This is a genomic window from Pseudomonas sp. S31 (assembly GCF_016648105.1).
Taxonomy (GTDB): domain Bacteria; phylum Pseudomonadota; class Gammaproteobacteria; order Pseudomonadales; family Pseudomonadaceae; genus Aquipseudomonas.
This window is the reverse complement of the sequence record NZ_JACVVE010000023.1, coordinates 91,527-107,745: the sequence shown is the minus strand read 5'-3', so window position 1 is coordinate 107,745 and position 16,219 is coordinate 91,527. Positions and strand designations below refer to the sequence as shown.

The following is a 16,219-nucleotide window of genomic DNA, read 5'->3' as shown; positions in this document are numbered from 1 at the left end:
AAATGTGGGAGCGGGCTTGCCCCGCGAAGCGCCGCGCGGGCGGCGCTCGATGTCTGCGACCATGCACCTCTCAAGTCGAACACCGCGAAGCCCCGCGCGGGCGGCGCTCGATCTTGAGAACGCAGCAAATCTCAAACCATGCACCAGAAATCCTAACCGCCCCCGAACCCTACCAATCCGCCCCCTGCCCCAGCAGCTCCAGCGCATGCTGACGCAACTCCAGCAACCGCGGGTCATCCCGCCGCCGCGGATAGGGCCGCCCGACCTTGAGCTCAGCGAGCACCCGCGCCGGCCGCGCCGAGAACACCAGCACCCGGTCACACAGCAGCAGCGCCTCTTCGACGTCATGGGTCACCAGCAACGAACTGTAGGCCTGTTGCTGCCACAAGCGGATCAGCTCGCTCTGCATGGCGATACGGGTCAGCGAGTCGAGCTTGCCGAGCGGTTCGTCGAGCAACAGCAGCCGTGGCTCGTTGATCAGCGCCCGGGCCAGCGCTGCCCGCTGCGCCATGCCCCCGGACAACTGCCGCGGATAGGCATCGCGAAACTCCAGCAAGCCGACCTTGCGCAACGTCTCGTCGACCCGTGGGCGCTGGGTCTTGAGCTGCCCACGGGCCTGCAGGCCGAGCGCGACGTTGTCCCAGACGCTACGCCACGGATACAGCGTGGGATCCTGGAACACCAGCACCCGAGAAGGGTGCGGGCCCTCGATGGCGCTACCATCGGCCAGCAGCTGGCCGTGTTGCAGGCCTTCCAGCCCGGCGACCAGGCGCAGCAGGGTCGACTTGCCACACCCGGACGGCCCGAGCAGGCCGACGCTTTCCCCCGGCTGCAAGTGCAGGTCGACGTCGTCGAGCACCGGCAGGCGCTGGTCGCCCAGTTCGAAGGCGTGGCTCAGGCCTCGGATATCCAGGGCCATGCCGCTTTCGCGAGGGACGGTGGCTTGGGCGGGGTTCACCATTTGACGGCTCCTTTCTGCCAGGACAATACCCGGTCGCGGACGATGAACAACAAGGTGATCAGGCCCGAGCAAAGCAGGGCCATCACCAGCAGCGCGGCGTACATGTTGGCGTAGGCCGCCCAGCCCTGAGCCCACTGCAGGTACCAGCCGAGTCCGGCCTTGACGCCCATCATTTCGGCTACCACCAGTACCGAGAACGACGCGCCCAGACCCATGAACAGGCCGACGAACACATGCGGCAGGGCGGCGGGGATCGCCACCCGCAAGACCAGGAAGCGTGAGTTGGCCCCCAGGGTCCGGGCCACTTCGTAGTAGGCCTTGTCGACACTGGCGACGCCCGACCAGGTCAGCACGGTGACCGGGAACCAGGTCGCCAGGGCGATCAGGAACACACTCGCGCTCCAGCTGGAGGGAAAGAAGAAAAAGCAGATCGGCAGCAGCGCCGTGGAGGGCACCGGCCCGAGGATGCGCAGCACCGGGTGCACCCAGTAACCGATGCGGTGTGACCAGCCGATGGCCACCCCGGCGATGAAGCCGGCGACGCCACCGAGCACCACGCCATTGAGCAGTAGCCACAGCGAGTGCAGCAGGCTTTCGCCCAGGCGCGGCCAGTCGTCGAGGAACACTTCGATCAGCGCCTGGGGCGGGGCGAAAAACGGCACCGGCAACAACACCACCTTGGCTGTCACCAGCAGCCACAGGCCCAGCAACAGCGGCAACGCCACCAGCCAGGCACCGGCCGGGCGCAGGCGTTGCACCACACGGCTGAACGGCCCCGGCAGCAGGGCGATCAGCACCAGCAGAGCGCCCACCGCCACGCCGGCGACGGCCAGCTCACGGGTGTAAGGCCAGGGCTTGCCGCCGTCCGGATACAGTTCGGTGAACAGGCCCAGGACGATCCAGGCCAGCGCAGCCAGCAGGCCCGCTCGCCATGCCGGCGCATGCGCCGAGGTGCCGGGCCGGGATTGCTCAAGCGAATACGTCGGCATGGACACCCTCCGCGAACGCCAGTGGGTCGGTACGGGGGCGCAGCACTTCGATGTTCTTCAGGTCGCGGGCATAGACCGCGATCTCCTTCACGAAGGTGTTGCCCACCGAGTAGTAGCCGTGTGTGTGCTCGGTGAGGATGGCATGCACCTCCTCGCGGGAGGTATTGACCGCGAACTTGAGGAACTCCTCGGCCACCGCATCGGGGTTGCGAGAGGCCCAGGCATGCGCCTGCAGGATCGAGTGGGTGATGGCCGCCGCCACTGGCGTGTCGTCGCGGGCCAGCTTGCCACTGACGCCGACCACGCAGCAGCTCATGTTGGCGTATTCCTCGACCATGTTGGTGGCCAATTCGGCGAAGCCCGGCTGTTGCTTGACCCGATACATCAGCGGGTCCGAACCGCTGGCGGCCTGGATCTCGCCTTTTTGCAGGGCGACGCTGAGCAGGTCGATCGGGTAGACCCGCCAGGTCACGTCACGCAGGGGGTCGACGCCGTGGCGCTTGAGCATCAGGGAGAAGAAGTTCTTGTCCGCCGCGGCCATGTCGGTGACGCCGATGGTCGCGCCTTTCAAGGCCTCGAAGGACTTCGGGCCGTTGTCCAGGGTCAGCAGGCGCAGGCAGCCGCCGTGGGTGCCTGCGGTGAGCTTGACGTCGAAGCCCTGTTCCAGCGCCTTCAGCCAGCGCAAGGCCATGCCGGTGGCGGCGTCGGCCTTGCCGGTGGCCATGGACTCGAGCAGCACTTCGGTGGAGTTGCCGAAATTGACGAACTCCACATCCAGGTTATGGCGCTTGAAGATGCCCTGGCTGTCGGCCACGGCCACCGGCGCCAGGCACACCGCATTGAGGTTGGTGGCCAGCTTGATCTTGCGTGGCTCGGGCAGCACCCAGCGCGTGCTGTCCAGGTCCAGGCCGCTGCCGACCGGTTGGCTGGCGTGGTCGGGCTGAGCGCCTTGATCGTGGCTGCCGTGGTCATGGTCGGCGAAGGCCAGGCGGCTGGCGAACGCGGCAGCCGTCGCGGTGCCTGCCAGGGCGATGAGTTGACGACGGCTTAACGAGGAGATGGGCATGGCGCCTCCATTGCGATAAAGGGGGCAGGCACCACGTGGTCGGGTAGCGTGCGCGTCTGGCGGTGAGGTTCCTGTTCAGAACCAAACGCTATGGGCGCTTAAGCTAGAGGCTTTCCGTCTTTCAGTGAAATTCAATTTAGGCATAACCTAATATGCGTAAAAATGATTTTATGCGGTGGCCGCCATTCCTCGGCAAACACCCCTGCGGTTGACCTGCCGGCGTTTTGATGGTCATCTGCGCGCCTGTTTCAGGTGCCCCCTGCCGCCGTGCATGGGGTGAAACGGGAAGCCGGTTCGTCATCGCGCGATGATCAGTCCGGCGCTGCCCCCGCAACGGTATGCGAGCGAAGCATTCGACAGACCACTGTGCCAAGGCATGGGAAGGTGAATGCTTCATGACCCTCGCGAGCCCGGAGACCGGCCTGAAGCATCGTTTGGCAAACCCGCGGTGGGCGGGCGCAGGCCGGTTTCCGTGGGCGCGTGCGCCTGCGATTTCCCTATGCGTTGTTCCCTCCGGGATTCATTCATTCCTGCTTCAAGTGGAAAGACATGTCCCGTTATTCAGTGTTCACCTCCCTGCCAGGCACGTACTTGCGTGCAAGCCTGGTGCCTTGTGTATTGCTTTCCTTCGCGGCCCAAGCCAACGACGATGACCAGGCGCTGGCATTGCCGGCGACCGCGATCACCGGCAATGCCGAGCAGAGTCCGCTGCTCGACCTGCATACACCCGGCAGCACAGCCTCGCGGCTGGGCCTGACGCCGCTGGAAACGCCGGCCAGCGTCACCAGCATCGGCAGTGAGGAAGTTCTTGCGCGCAACAACCCCAGCGTGCAGAGCGCGGTGACCCGCTCGGTTGGCATCACCTTTCTCGGCACCCCGGGTGACGGCGGCACCGGGCTTTCAGCGCGCGGTTTCAGCGGTCACAGCGCGATCATGCAGTTGTATGACGGCACCCGCCTGTACGTGGGCGCCGGCACCGTGACATTCCCGGTCGATACCTGGTCGGTCGAGCGCATCGATGTCCTGCGCGGCCCGGCCTCGGTGCTGTACGGGGAGGGCGCGACCGGCGCGGTGGTCAACGTGGTGCCGAAAAAACCGTTCGAAGGCGACATCCGCAACCACCTGCGCCTGGGCTACGGCTCCGACGACCGCCGGCAAATGGCGCTCGACAGTGGCGGCTCCTTGACCGATACCCTCAGCTACCGGCTCAACCTCAACAAGCAGGCCAGCAATGGCTGGGTCGACCGCGGTGACTCGCAGAGCCTTGCCGTGAGTGGCGCTTTGCGTTGGCAGCCCAGCGACGACCTGAGCTTCACCCTCAGCCATGACTACGGCGACCAGAACCCGCAGCGATATTTCGGTACGCCCCTGGTCGATGGGCACTACCGCGAGTCGCTGCGCGACCACAACTACAACGTCGACAACGCCGAGGTGCACTACAACGACCAGTCCACGCGCCTGGTCACCGACTGGGTGATCAACGACCACCTGACGGCCAGTAACCAGCTGTATTTCCTCAAGGTCCAGCGCCGCTGGCGTAACGCCGAGGCCTATACCTGGCTGCCGGGTGACCAGGTGCGACGCAGCAACTTCATCAGCATCAAGCAGACCGAGGAGCAGATCGGCGACCGCCAGACCTTCACCTTGCAGCACTCGCTGTTCGGCCTGGACAGCCAGACGGTGGTGGGCGCCGACTACAACTCGATTCGTTTCGTGCGCAAACACGACTTCGGCAACACCCACACCGATACCGTGCCATTGGCCGGCTCCGGTGGCGGCGGATACGTCAGCACCGACCCGTTCCGCTCGCGTGAGGCCAACCAGGCCAGGCAGTTCTCGCTGTTCGCCGAAAACCGCACGCAGTTAACCGAACGCCTGTCGCTGATCACCGGCGTGCGCCACGATCAGGTCCATCTGGACCGCACCGACCTGGATGCCGACTCGCGCACCGATCGCAGCCTGGATGGCAACAACTGGCGGGCAGGGCTGGTGTTCGCGCTGACCGAGGACCTTTCGCTCTACGGCCAGTACGCCACCAGCACCGAAGGCGTGGGCAACCTGTTGACGCTCAGTGCCACCCAGCAGCAGTGGGACTTGAGCACGGCGAAGCAGACAGAAGTGGGGATCAAGCAGATGCTGGCCGAGGGCCGGGGCGAATGGACGCTGGCGGCGTACCACATCGTCAAGAAGAAGCTGCTCAGCACCGACCCTGCCAACCCGACCCTCCAGCAGCAGGTCGGCCAGCAATCCTCGGACGGCCTGGAAGCCACCCTGGAGCTGCGCCTGCCCTACGACGTTCAGCTCTCGGCCAACGCCGCCTGGGTGCGCGCCGAATATGACGACTTCGCCAGCGGCAGTGACGACTTCAGCGGCAACCAACCGGTCAGCGTCCCGCGCCGCTCGGCCAACCTGTGGTTGAGCAAGGATTTCGCCCAGCGCTTCAGGGCTGGGGCGGGTGTGCGTTATGTCGACAGCCGATACGCCGACAATGCCAACACCGTCAAGGTGCCCGGCTACAGCGTAGTCGACGCAAGCTTCGACTGGCAGGTGCAGCCGGACCTCACCCTTGGCCTGCAGTTGAACAACCTGTTCGACCGCCAGTATGCCGTTACCACCGACAACAACGGCCTGCAATGGTACCTGGGCGAGCCGCGGTCGTTCTTCGTCACGGCAGACTACAGCTTCTAGTGGCTACGGCGTCACGCTCACCGTGGCGCCGCTTCCCCGTCAGCCAGGGCGAAAGCCACCGCTGCCCGCGCGTGTAGTTCGGTGGTGTCGAGCAGGGGCAGGGTGCTGTGCTCCGGTTTGATCAGCAGGCCGATTTCGGTACAGCCGAGGATGATTGCCTGGGCGCCACGTGCGGCCAGCGATTCGATCACCGCCTGGTAGAGTTTGCGCGATGCCGTGGCGATCACGCCGACGCACAGCTCGTCGTAGATGATCCGATGCACCCATTGCCGTTCGGCGGCCTCGGGCACCAGTACCTCCAGCCCCATGTTGCGCAAGCGCTGTTTGAGGAAGTCCTGCTCCATGGTGAAAGCCGTGCCGAGCAGGCCCACTTTCGTCGCCCCGATCTCGCGTGCCGCTTGCCCGGCTGGCTCGGCAATGTGCAGGAAGGGAATGGCCACCGCCGCCTCGATCTGCGCCGCGACCTTGTGCATGGTGTTGGTGCAGAGCACCACGCAATCGGCGCCGCCCGCCTCGAGTCGCCGCGCTGCATCCACCAGGATCGCCGCTGCATCGTCCCAGCGCCCGGCATGCTGGGCCTGCTCGACAGGCCCGAAGTCGACGCTGTAGATTAGCGTTTGCGCCGAACGTAGCGGCCCCAGGCGATCACGCACCTGCTGGTTGATGAGGCGGTAGTATTCGGCGCTGGACTCCCAGCTCATGCCGCCGATAAGGCCGATGGTGCGCATGCGGTGCTCCCGTTAGTGTCAATCGTTCACCAGGAAGTGTCCGGTGCCAGCCAACGACGGTCTATCAGGAAATTTCACATGCTGAGCCAGCGCCTGCTGGGCGATACGCTGTGCCTGCAACTTTTGCCGCGCGCGGCCTACAGCGCCAGTGACCCGGTGCGCTGGCATTCGCTGGGCATCACCCTGGAGCGTCAGCAGGGCGTGCATGCGATCGACTCCGACCGGCGTGTCGACTTCGACACCTTCGCCGGGGTGCTGGCGCAGACACCCGTTGGCGTCGATGTGTTTTCCGAGTCCGCCAAGGGGGGCGAATATCTGGTGCTGCGCCTGGAAGCCGCGCAGGCCCAGCGGCTGCTGCCGGCGATCGATCGGCGCGTGCAGTTCACCGGTCAGCGCCAGGCCCTGCAGCAGGCGATGCAGCTGCGGCGGCTGTTGCTTGCGCCGCAAGCCGACCGACTGGCACTGGAGGAGGGGACGATGGGCCTCATCGCACAGGCTGGGGCGCCGAGGGTGCAGGCCAAGGTCGAGGCCAAGGCGTTCACCCAGGTACTGGACCGGATCGGCGACGAACATCAGCAACCGTTGAGCCTGGAACAGCTGGCCAGCACCTACGGCCACAATGAGCTTCGCTTCCTGCGCGACTTCACCCAGGCCATTGGCCTGACGCCCCATGCGTACCTGGTGCAGATCAGGCTGCAAGCCGCTCGGCACTTGATCGAACGGACCACAAAGGACCTGGCCGACATTGCCCTGGAGGCGGGTTTTGCGCACCAGTCGCACATGGGCAGCGCGTTTCGCCAGCACCTGGGCATGACGCCTGGGCAGTATCGCCGGCAAGCTGACGCCTACCGTTAGGGCGCCGTTGCCTTCGGGCTCGGTTCGCCGCTGCGATTGCGCCGTTCGTTCAAGCGAGTAGCGTTTGTCTTGCGAACAATGGCGGCTCCAGTCTTAAGGAGTCTGTCATGCGCCTGCTCTACGCCCCTGTTTTCCTCTTTGGCTTCATCGCCACCGCGCTGTGGCTGGCAAACCGTCATGTCCATCCGGGGTGGCTCGCGCTGCTACTGGCGGGTGCGGTGTTGCTGTCCTGCCTGTGCGAACGCCTCATGCCATACCGCGCTGCCTGGAACGGATCGCAAGGCGATGCCAGGCGCGACCTGTGCCATGCACTGGTCAACGAGTCGCTGAACATCGCCGGCATCGCGGCGATCCCGTTGCTTGCCCATTGGCTGCCTGCTCTGGATATCTGGCCCGCCGACTGGCCGCTGGCGGTGCAACTGCTGGTCGCCATCGTGCTGGCCGACCTCGGCATCACCCTGGTGCACTACGCCAGCCACCGTAGCCCCTTGCTCTGGCGCCTGCATGCGGTGCACCACAGCGTGACGCGCCTGTATGGCTTCAATGGCTTGATGAAGCATCCCCTGCACCAGATGCTCGAGGCGCTGGGCGGGACCCTGCCGTTGATCCTGCTGGGCCTGCCGCTGGAGGTAGCGTTGTTGCTGGCCTTCAGTGTGTCGATCCAGCTGTTGCTGCAGCACAGCAACGTCGACATGCGCATCGGCTGCCTGCGGCATGTGTTCGCCTGGGCGCCGGTGCACCGCTTGCACCATCTGAAGTACGGCACCACGGGCGACGTGAACTTTGCGCTGTTCTTTCCGCTGTGGGATCGGCTGCTCGGCACGGCATTGCATCTGCCGGGGTATCGGCTGGCAGAGGATGATCTGGGCATCGGCGATCGCCCAGACTACCCGCAAGGCTATCTGGCGCAGTTGCGTGAGCCGTGGGTAAACGGCGATACCGAGGCGCCTGCGGTGTTGCCGGTGACCCTGCGCCAGGCGCTAGCCGAGCGTGCGTAGGCGCAACTGATGCAATGCATTGCCTGGGCTGAGGCCGAAGTGCCGGCGCACGCTGCGGGTGAAGTGCGCCGAGTCGGCGAAACCCGCTGCCAGCGCGGCTTCGGTCAGGGCCGCGCCTTCCAGCGCCAGTCGCAGGGCCACGCGCAGGCGCTGCCACAGCACCAGGCGGCGGATAGACAGTTCCAGGGTGCCGTTGAACAGGCGCTGCAGCTGGCTTATCGAGAGCGCAGCAGTGGCGGCCAGCTCGCGAGCCGACAAGGCCTGGTCGTCCAACGCGCGGATGCGTTGCACGGCTTTTGCCAGGCGTGGGGGGAGGGGGCGACGTGGCCATCGCTGCAGGCATTCGGCCAGGCGCTGCGGGGTTTGGCCTGCCTGCGCGTGGATTTCGTGGAAGTCGTGCAGGGTGAACGCCAGGGGTTCGGCGAACAGGGTCAGGCAGGGCACGCCGTGGCTGAGGATGGCGTGCGGCTGCTGTGATGGGATCAGCACCGCCGGGCTGCTGTGGTCCTGCTCGCCCAGGCGCACCTGCACGGGGCCGTCGAGACCGAGCAGCAACTGGTGGGCGTAGTGGCGGTGGCTGTCGGTGCGGCCCAGTGTGCTCAGTAGCACGCAGTGGTCGCTGCCCAGCCAGATTTCGCCTTGCCAGGGTTGGAGGGGGTCTTGTTGGAGCAACGTCGGGCCTCCTGAAGTCGAGGTAAGGCAGTACGGGCCAGTGTGCGCCATTCGCGGGTAAACCCGCTCCTACAGGGGGTCAATTTCTTACAGACCAATGGGGATCCTGTAGGAGCGGGTTCATCGGGGCGCCGAACCGCCGCGAAGGGGCCGGTCCAGGCAGTACAGCGCAAAAGCCTCACCTTGCCGGCAAGCCTGATTCAAAAAGAATGCACCGTAAAGGGTCGTCTGGTCATTTACCATACCCCCTCGTCACACTGCCCGCCGGAGCCAACCCATGACCACTCCCTCATTCCGCACCCCCGTCGCCCAGGACGCCGAGCGCTGCTACGCCATCGAAATCGGTGCCTACGAGGGCGACGAAGCCGCCACCCTTGAAAAGATCCGCACCCGGATCGCCCAATACCCAGACGGCTTCCTGCTGCTCGAAGCACAAGGCGGCATCGCTGGCTTCATCAACAGCGGCTGCGCCCATGAAGTGGTGATGTCCGATGAAGCCTTCAAGGAGCTGGTCGGCCACGATCCGCTGGCGCCGAATGTGGTGATCATGTCGGTGGTCGTCGACCCGGCCCATCAGGGCAAGGGCTACGCCAAGCAACTGATGACCGAGTTCGTCGCCCGCATGCGCGCCCAGGGCAAGGCCAGCATCCACCTGATGTGCAAGGAGCAGCATGTCGACCTGTACCGCAAGATGGGCTACCAGTACGTGCGCCCGTCACCCTCGGACCACGGCGGCATGGCCTGGCATGAAATGCTCATGACGCTTTAAACACCCAGGCGCGGTGTGTGTAGACTGTCGTCCTGATCCACGACAAGGAACTCGTCATGCTACCCACCCCGGCCGAAATCGACGCGCTGCTACGCTTCCTGCCGCTGCTGTATCCCGACGGAGTGGCCATCGAGGCCTATACCTTCCGGGAAAATCACCCTTATCCGATCTACGCCAAGGTGGTCGACGAGTTCTATGAGCAAGCGCGTCTGGACTGCTGGCTGGTCATCGACTACCGCGCCACCGGTGATCGCCTGATGAGCGAGCCGGGCGCCATCGAGCAAGCGAGCCTGGAGCAGTTGTGCAGCCTGGTGACCTATTACGTGCGCGGTGAGCGTTTTTGCGATGGGCACTGGGGCTCGATGATCGCCAAGGGCTATGTGAAGCGTCTGCTCCTGCGCTTGGCGCAACTGCGCGAGGCTATGTAAGTGAGCCGATTAGGGCCGCTACGCGCCCCAGACGTCTCAACTGACTTTTTGTACAAACCCCTTGGATCTGACGCCTGACGTAAAATAGAATCACTCCCATTTACGCCTCCGCAGAGCCTTCCCCATGACCGATGCCGCGCCGTCCCAGGAGCACAGCCTGCCAGCCCTCTATCGCGACCACCGCGGTTGGCTGGAAACCTGGCTGCGTCGGCGCCTGGGCAATGCGTGGGATGCCGCCGACCTCAGCCAGGACACCTTCCTGCGTGTGCTCACCAGCGCCCAGCCGTTGGCCGACATCCGCGAGCCACGCGCCTACCTGCTGACCGTGGGCAAGCGCTTGTTGAGCAATTTCCACCAGCGGCGCAGCCTGGAACAAGCCTACCTGGACGCGCTGGCGCAATTGCCCGAGCAGAGCCTGCCATCACCGGAGCAGCGCTGGATCCTGCTGGAAACCCTGCACGCGCTCGACGAATTGCTCGACGGCCTCAAGCCGCCGGTGCGCAGGGCGTTTCTCTGGAGCCAGCTGGAAGGGCTGGGGTACAGCGAGATCGCCGTGCGCCTGGCTGTGTCCGAGCGCACGGTCAAGCGCTACATGGCGCAAGCGTACGAACATTGCCTGCTGGCAGAACTGTAATGTCGGCCGTCAACGGTAATACTCGCGAAGTGGTACGCGCCGCCGCACGCTGGCTGGCGCTGGTGGAGTCCGGCGCGGCTGGTGACAGCGACCTGCAGCGCCTGGCCCAGTGGCGGGCCAGCGATGTCCAGCATGAGCAGGCCTGGCAAAAGGCGATGCAACTGCGCCAGCGCTTTTCCCAGTTGCCCGGCGAGCTGGCCCTGGCCGCCCTCGACCGCCCGCAGGCCAGCCGCCGGGCGTTGCTCAAGCAGGCATTGGCCGTGGCGGCATTGCTGCCCACGGGCTGGATGCTGGCGCGGCAGTTGCCGCTGGAAACCTGGACCGCCGATGTGCACACCGGGGTAGGGGAGCGCCGGCAACTGGCCCTGGCCGATGGCACCTACCTTGAGTTGAACACCGACAGTGCGGTCGACATCGACCTGGCGGCGCGTCGGCTGAAGCTGTTACGCGGCGAGGTGGCGGTGACCCTGCCGGCTGGCCTGGGCCTGGCCGTCGAATTGCCCTTCGGCCAGGTCGCGGTCAGCTCCGGCGAGGCCTGCCTGCGCTTGTTCGACGAGGCTTGCCAGGTTTCTCAGGTCAACGGCTCGGCTACCCTGCAACCCCTACGCGGTGGCGCCCTGGCGTTGCAGGCCGGCCAGCAGGCCAGGCTGTACGCCCAGGGCGCAGGGCCGGTAAGTACGCTGGACGAATGGCCGCTGGGCTGGCGCGATGGGGTGTTGCGCCTGGAAGACCGCCCCCTGGGCGACTTGCTGCGGGAACTGCGCCGTTATCGCCCTGGCGTGTTGCGCTGGGCGCCGGCGCTGGAGGCGTTGCGTGTCACCGGCACCTTCCGCCTCGACGAGCCCGATCGCGTGTTGGCCCTGCTGGCTGCCAGCCTGCCACTGCAGGTGCAGATGCGCACCCGCTACTGGGTCACCCTGGCGCCGCGAGAAAATCGTGCTTGAGGCTGTCCCCTTTTTTTTCCTCGCCGGTCATTACCGGTAGAGGAAAATCAAAGGAGCCTTGTTCAATGCCTGCAGTAAAGTCTTGCCGCCTGATGGGTGTCGGGTTCGCCATGAGCCTGTTGCTCAACGCACCCACCTGGGCCGATGAAAGCGTTCGCCGTAGCTATGAAGTGCCGTCTGGCAGCCTGGGCGCTGCGCTCACCCGCTTCGCCGACCAGGCTGGCGTCAGCCTGTCGCTGGACCCGGCCCTGGTCGGTGGCCGGCACAGTGGCGGGTTGTCGGGCCGCTACAGTGTCGATGAAGGTTTCCTGCTGCTGCTCCAGGGCAGCGGCCTGCAACTGCAGCCGGTCGGCGAGGGGGCGTTCACCCTGGTGCCGGCGCCCGAGGGGGCCAACGCCTTGGAAATTGCCCCGACCAGCATCGTCGGCGCCCAGGCCCTGGATAACGACGGCCAGCCCTACGCGGGTGGCCAGGTGGCGCGCAAAGGGTCGCAGGGCCTGTTGGGCTCGCGGGACTTCATGGAAACCCCGTTCAGCATGACCACCTACACCAGCGAACTGGTAAAGAACCAGCAGGCTCGCACCCTTGGCGACCTGGTCTCCAGTGATCCGTCGGTGCGCGCGACCAACCCGGCTGGGGGGCGCTTCGAGCAGTTCACCATTCGCGGTTTCAGCCTGTTCAACAGCGATGTGTCGTACAACGGCCTGTACGGCATCCTGCCCACCTATTCCATCGATATGGAGATGGCCGACCGGGTCGACATCATCAAGGGCCCCAGCCAGCTGATCAACGGCATCTCGCCACGCGGCAGCGTCGGCGGCGGCATCAACGTGGTGCCGAAGCGTGCCGGCCACAAGCCTCTCACCGAGTTCACCGGCAGCTACGCCTCGGGCAGCCAGGTGGGCGGCGCGGTGGATATCGGCCGCCGGTTCGGCGAGGGCGATCAGTTCGGCCTGCGCTTCAACGGCGTCAAGCAGTCCGGTGACACCGAGTGGGACCACCAGAGCGTCGACCGCGAGATGGCGGTGCTGGGCCTGGACTTTGGTGGCGAGCGCCTGCGCCTGTCGGCCGACCTCGGCCACACCGAGCGCGACACCGATGCGCCGCAGGAGCGGGTGCTGGTCGGCGCCAATGCCAAGGTGCCGGATGCCAATGACGTGCGCCACAACTACGCCCAGGCCTGGAGCAAGGCGCGCACCAACGACACCTTCGGCGCCTTGAACGCCGAGTACGACATCAGCGAATCGCTGCTGGCCTATGGCGCGGTCGGCGCGCGCAAGAGCCACCATGACTTCCTTCGCCACAACGTCTCGGTCGTCAACGATGCCGGCGACTTCACCGTGCAGCCGCGCGATTTCACCCGCGACGAAACCGTGCGCACCGCCATGGCCGGGTTGCGCAAGTGGTTTCATACCGGGCCGGTCAGCCATGAACTGAACTTGGCTGCCAGCTACTTCTACATGGACTTCACCAATGGCGGCGCGCGTTATGCCTCGGCGCCCAGCAACCTGTACGACCCGGTACCGACCCCGACGCCGGGCACGCCGACGCGCATCGATGCCGAGGTGTACACCGAAAACCGCTTTTCCGGCGTCGCCCTGGCCGACACCCTGGGCTTCTTCGATGACCGCCTGTTGCTGACCCTCGGTGCCCGGTGGCAGCGGGTCCAGGTCGATGACTGGAGTGACGGCGTGAAGGGCGACACGGCCTATGACGAGGAGAAGCTTTCGCCGTCGGCTGGCGTATTGCTCAAGGTCACCGACCAGCTGTCACTGTATGCCAACTACATGGAAGGCTTGAGCCAGGGCAAGATCGCCCCCTCGACGTCGATCAACGAAGACCAGATATTCGCCCCCTTCACCAGCCGTCAGGTCGAGGTGGGCGCCAAATACGACCTGGGGCGCGTGGCCTTCACCGCCAGCGCCTTCCGCATTCGCCAGCCGGCCTACGAGACCAACCCCGGGACCCGCGTGTTCGGCCCCAATGGTAAGCGCGACAACCGCGGCATCGAGTTGAGCGTGTTCGGTGAGCCAGTCGAAGGCGTGCGTTTGCTGGGTGGGGTGATGTACATCGACAGCGAACTGACCGACACCGTGGGTGGCGCCTACGATGGCAACCGCGCCCCGGCGACGCCCGAGTACAACGTCAACCTCGGTGCCGAGTGGGATGTGCCAGGTGTGAACGGGCTGACCCTGACGGCGCGTGGCATCCATTCCAGCTCGCAGTACCTGGACCAGGACAACAGCAAGCAGATCGATGGCTGGGAGCGGTTCGACCTGGGGGCGCGCTATGCCTTCAAGGTCGACGCCACCGAGGTGACCTTGCGCGCCAGTGTCGAGAACGTGCTGGATGACCGCTACTGGGCGTCGGCGGGGGCATCGGATGACAGCGAACCGGGGCTGACCTTGTCCACGCCACGGACTTATCTGCTGTCGGCCACAGTGGGTTTTTGAGGCGTACGGCGGGAGGGTAGTGGTGTTTTCGAGACCGAGCGCCGCCCGCGCGGCGCATCGCGGTGTTCGATTCGAGAGGTGCATGTTCGCTGACATCGAGCGCCGCGCGGGCGGCGCTCGATCTATATAACGCAGATAATCTTGCGGCGAACCCCAGGGAACTAACTACTTCCTTCAATAAAATAACACCGCCATCAATAATTTAATGATAAATCACCCTCCGGAAAACCCTCCCTGCGCGCCGGCTGTTTGTCCAATCGCGCCAGCGTTCGCATAACCAAAATTTATCGTTGACCCCCCAGAAAAGTTTCGTCTATGCTGCGCCGACAAATAGTAGACAAAGAGTAGACATTCTTCCTAGGCCCTATGAATCATGGGCTTAAACCTAGATTTGGCGCCCTAGGCCCAGGCCGTTCCGAGGGTCTGCTTGCCGTGGTCCTGCCACTGCGGGCAGCGCCCAATCATCGGTTTCACGCCAATGCCAATGGCGCAAAAACACAACATCCAAACATCCCGCACAGGTACGTGCGGCACATAACTGTGCGCGCTCGATGTTTGGCTGGCCGACTGTCTTTAGGCACTAAAAATAATTAATACCACAGGAGACTTTTCACGGTGAGCAACAATACTGTTTCCATCGAGGACGCACCGTTAAACAACTTCCACCAGTTGATGACGTTGTGTGCAGGCGGTGGCTGGATTCTCGACGGCTATATCCTCAGCATCATCGGTGTGGTGATCGTGCAGTTTTCCGATTACCTCAAGCTCGATTCGTTCTGGCAGGGCATGGTCGCGGCGTCGGCCATGCTCGGCACCTTCTTCAGCGGCTTCCTCGGCGGCTGGCTGACCGACAAGCTCGGCCGCCGCCGCCTGTTCTTCGTCGGCCCCATCCTGTTCATCGTCGGCTCGGTCGGCACCTTCTGGGTCGAGTCGGGCATCGCGCTGTTCATCCTGCGCTTTCTGGTCGGGATCGGCGTGGGCCTCGAATACCCGGTCGCCGGCTCGCTGTTGACCGAGTTCCTGCCGCAGAAACACCGTGGCCAACGCCTGGCCGGGCTGACCATCCTCTGGTTCGCCGGCGCCGCGTTGTCGTACATGGTCGGCAACTTCATCCTGGCCAACGGTGGCGATGAAGCCTGGCGCATGGTGCTGGCCAGCTCCGGAGTGCTGGGCGCGTTGCTGTTCATCATCCGCCTGCGCACGCCCGAGTCGCCGCGCTGGCTGGTGAGCAAGGGGCGCTTCGAGGAAGCCGAGCGCATCATCAAGCAGGTCTATGGCCCGTCGTACTCGCTGGCCAACATGCCCGAGCAGGCCGTGGAGAAAAAGGTGTCGCTGGGTGCGCTGATGCGTTCGGGCTATGGCAAGCGCATGCTATTCGTCGCGGTGTTCTGGAGCGCTGCGGTGGTACCGATGTTCGCCGTGTATTCCTTTGCCCCGGTGGTGCTGCAGGCTCTGCATCTCAAGGGGGACTGGGCGTCCTACGGCTCGGTGCTGATCACCTTGCTGTTCGTGGTCGGCTGCATCCTCGCCACGCGCATGATCGACTCGCTCGGGCGCCGCCCGCTGATCATCCACAGCTTCCTCTGGTCGACCCTGGCGCTGTTGGGCCTGGGCTTGTTCGCCGATGGCTCCGAGGTGCTGGTGCTGGCGTTGTTCGGTGCCTATGCGCTGTTCATCGGCGGAGCCCAGGTGCTGGAACTGGTGTACCCCAACGAGCTGTTCCCCACTGAGATCCGTGCATTCGCCGTCGGCATGGGCTCGTCGATGTCGCGTATCGGTTCGGCGGCGGGCACCTGGCTGGTGCCGATCTCGCTGCAGAGCATCGGCATCGGCAATACCATGCTGGTCGCGGCACTGGTGTCGCTGGCAGGCTTGGTGGTGTCGGTGTGGCTGGCCCCGGAAACCCGCGGCATGAGCCTGGAAATGGCGTCTTCGCTGGAGCGTTGAGGCGCGACGCCGCCGCAGGCGCGCTTGCGGCGGCGTGGCTTTCAAGCGGCATCGTGGCCCGTTATAGTCCTGCCATGGTCAGTACAG

14 protein-coding genes and 1 riboswitch are annotated in these 16,219 nt (G+C 64.9%); of the genes, 9 read left to right on the top strand and 5 right to left on the bottom strand.

Annotation, left to right across the window (positions count from 1 at the left end; translation table 11 throughout):
- Positions 1-169 precede the first annotated feature (169 nt).
- From IAE37_RS17585 to IAE37_RS17575, 3 genes are read right to left on the bottom strand one after another with little or no spacing between them, the layout of a single operon-like run.
- Positions 170-961 carry an ABC transporter ATP-binding protein gene (locus tag IAE37_RS17585; protein WP_201175584.1) on the bottom strand — a complete coding sequence of 264 codons (792 nt, stop codon included), beginning with the start codon at positions 959-961 and terminating at the stop codon, positions 170-172.
- A complete protein-coding gene (locus IAE37_RS17580) occupies positions 955-1,950 on the bottom strand; it encodes an ABC transporter permease (protein ID WP_201175582.1) in 996 nt (331 codons plus the stop codon). Before IAE37_RS17580 ends, IAE37_RS17585 begins: the two co-directional genes overlap by 7 nt.
- Complete coding sequence (locus IAE37_RS17575) at positions 1,931-3,016, bottom strand: ABC transporter substrate-binding protein (RefSeq protein WP_201175580.1); 1,086 nt, start codon at positions 3,014-3,016, stop codon at positions 1,931-1,933. The genes IAE37_RS17580 and IAE37_RS17575 overlap by 20 nt, the downstream gene beginning before the upstream one ends.
- A gap of 233 nt (positions 3,017-3,249) precedes the next feature.
- A riboswitch (cobalamin riboswitch) is annotated at positions 3,250-3,456 on the top strand.
- A gap of 109 nt (positions 3,457-3,565) precedes the next feature.
- On the opposite strand from IAE37_RS17575, the gene IAE37_RS17570 reads away from it, so the two are divergent.
- Positions 3,566-5,704 (top strand): TonB-dependent receptor, encoded by a 2,139-nt coding sequence (locus tag IAE37_RS17570; RefSeq protein ID WP_201175578.1) that lies wholly within the window; start codon positions 3,566-3,568, stop codon positions 5,702-5,704.
- A 17-nt stretch (positions 5,705-5,721) separates the two neighbouring features.
- Here the strand turns inward: IAE37_RS17570 and IAE37_RS17565 are convergent, their stop codons facing one another.
- Positions 5,722-6,432, bottom strand: coding sequence for an aspartate/glutamate racemase family protein (locus IAE37_RS17565; RefSeq protein WP_201175575.1), 711 nt, complete (start codon positions 6,430-6,432; stop codon positions 5,722-5,724).
- 78 nt (positions 6,433-6,510) lie between these two features.
- On the opposite strand from IAE37_RS17565, the gene IAE37_RS17560 reads away from it, so the two are divergent.
- A complete protein-coding gene (locus tag IAE37_RS17560; RefSeq protein WP_201175573.1) occupies positions 6,511-7,287 on the top strand; it encodes a helix-turn-helix domain-containing protein in 777 nt (258 codons plus the stop codon).
- Positions 7,288-7,394: 107 nt separating this feature from the next.
- Positions 7,395-8,285 carry a sterol desaturase family protein gene (locus tag IAE37_RS17555; RefSeq protein WP_201175572.1) on the top strand — a complete coding sequence of 297 codons (891 nt, stop codon included), beginning with the start codon at positions 7,395-7,397 and terminating at the stop codon, positions 8,283-8,285.
- On the opposite strand, the gene IAE37_RS17550 is transcribed toward IAE37_RS17555, so the two are convergent.
- Entirely contained in the window at positions 8,268-8,957 is a 690-nt protein-coding gene (locus tag IAE37_RS17550; protein ID WP_236410023.1) for an AraC family transcriptional regulator, read from the bottom strand. The two genes, IAE37_RS17555 and IAE37_RS17550, sit on opposite strands and share 18 nt — an antisense overlap.
- Before the next feature lie 277 nt (positions 8,958-9,234).
- Here IAE37_RS17550 and IAE37_RS17545 point away from each other — a divergent pair, with 277 nt between their 5' ends.
- From IAE37_RS17545 to IAE37_RS17520, 6 genes are all read left to right on the top strand, one after another.
- Positions 9,235-9,726, top strand: a complete 492-nt coding sequence (locus IAE37_RS17545; RefSeq protein ID WP_201175570.1) for a GNAT family N-acetyltransferase — start codon at positions 9,235-9,237, stop codon at positions 9,724-9,726.
- Positions 9,727-9,782: 56 nt separating this feature from the next.
- Positions 9,783-10,154, top strand: a complete 372-nt coding sequence (locus tag IAE37_RS17540; RefSeq protein WP_201175569.1) for a DUF6508 domain-containing protein — start codon at positions 9,783-9,785, stop codon at positions 10,152-10,154.
- A 124-nt stretch (positions 10,155-10,278) separates the two neighbouring features.
- Positions 10,279-10,788, top strand: a complete 510-nt coding sequence (locus IAE37_RS17535) for a sigma-70 family RNA polymerase sigma factor (RefSeq protein WP_201175568.1) — start codon at positions 10,279-10,281, stop codon at positions 10,786-10,788.
- Positions 10,788-11,732 carry a FecR domain-containing protein gene (locus tag IAE37_RS17530; protein ID WP_201175567.1) on the top strand — a complete coding sequence of 315 codons (945 nt, stop codon included), beginning with the start codon at positions 10,788-10,790 and terminating at the stop codon, positions 11,730-11,732. Before IAE37_RS17535 ends, IAE37_RS17530 begins: the two co-directional genes overlap by 1 nt.
- A gap of 65 nt (positions 11,733-11,797) precedes the next feature.
- Positions 11,798-14,185, top strand: a complete 2,388-nt coding sequence (locus tag IAE37_RS17525) for a TonB-dependent receptor (RefSeq protein WP_201175566.1) — start codon at positions 11,798-11,800, stop codon at positions 14,183-14,185.
- Between the two features lie 615 nt (positions 14,186-14,800).
- A complete protein-coding gene (locus tag IAE37_RS17520; RefSeq protein ID WP_201175565.1) occupies positions 14,801-16,132 on the top strand; it encodes an MFS transporter in 1,332 nt (443 codons plus the stop codon).
- Positions 16,133-16,219: the final 87 nt, after the last annotated feature.

Bases quoted from the DNA above. Each gene is read 5' to 3' on its own strand.
- IAE37_RS17585 (WP_201175584.1), bottom strand. From the start codon at position 961: ATGGTGAACCCCGCCCAAGCCACCGTCCCTCGCGAAAGCGGCATGGCC.
- IAE37_RS17555 (WP_201175572.1), top strand. From the start codon at position 7,395: ATGCGCCTGCTCTACGCCCCTGTTTTCCTCTTTGGCTTCATCGCCACC.
- IAE37_RS17575 (WP_201175580.1), bottom strand. From the start codon at position 3,016: ATGCCCATCTCCTCGTTAAGCCGTCGTCAACTCATCGCCCTGGCAGGC.
- IAE37_RS17540 (WP_201175569.1), top strand. From the start codon at position 9,783: ATGCTACCCACCCCGGCCGAAATCGACGCGCTGCTACGCTTCCTGCCG.
- IAE37_RS17530 (WP_201175567.1), top strand. From the start codon at position 10,788: ATGTCGGCCGTCAACGGTAATACTCGCGAAGTGGTACGCGCCGCCGCA.
- IAE37_RS17535 (WP_201175568.1), top strand. From the start codon at position 10,279: ATGACCGATGCCGCGCCGTCCCAGGAGCACAGCCTGCCAGCCCTCTAT.
- IAE37_RS17580 (WP_201175582.1), bottom strand. From the start codon at position 1,950: ATGCCGACGTATTCGCTTGAGCAATCCCGGCCCGGCACCTCGGCGCAT.
- IAE37_RS17565 (WP_201175575.1), bottom strand. From the start codon at position 6,432: ATGCGCACCATCGGCCTTATCGGCGGCATGAGCTGGGAGTCCAGCGCC.
- IAE37_RS17570 (WP_201175578.1), top strand. From the start codon at position 3,566: ATGTCCCGTTATTCAGTGTTCACCTCCCTGCCAGGCACGTACTTGCGT.
- IAE37_RS17545 (WP_201175570.1), top strand. From the start codon at position 9,235: ATGACCACTCCCTCATTCCGCACCCCCGTCGCCCAGGACGCCGAGCGC.
- IAE37_RS17525 (WP_201175566.1), top strand. From the start codon at position 11,798: ATGCCTGCAGTAAAGTCTTGCCGCCTGATGGGTGTCGGGTTCGCCATG.
- IAE37_RS17560 (WP_201175573.1), top strand. From the start codon at position 6,511: ATGCTGAGCCAGCGCCTGCTGGGCGATACGCTGTGCCTGCAACTTTTG.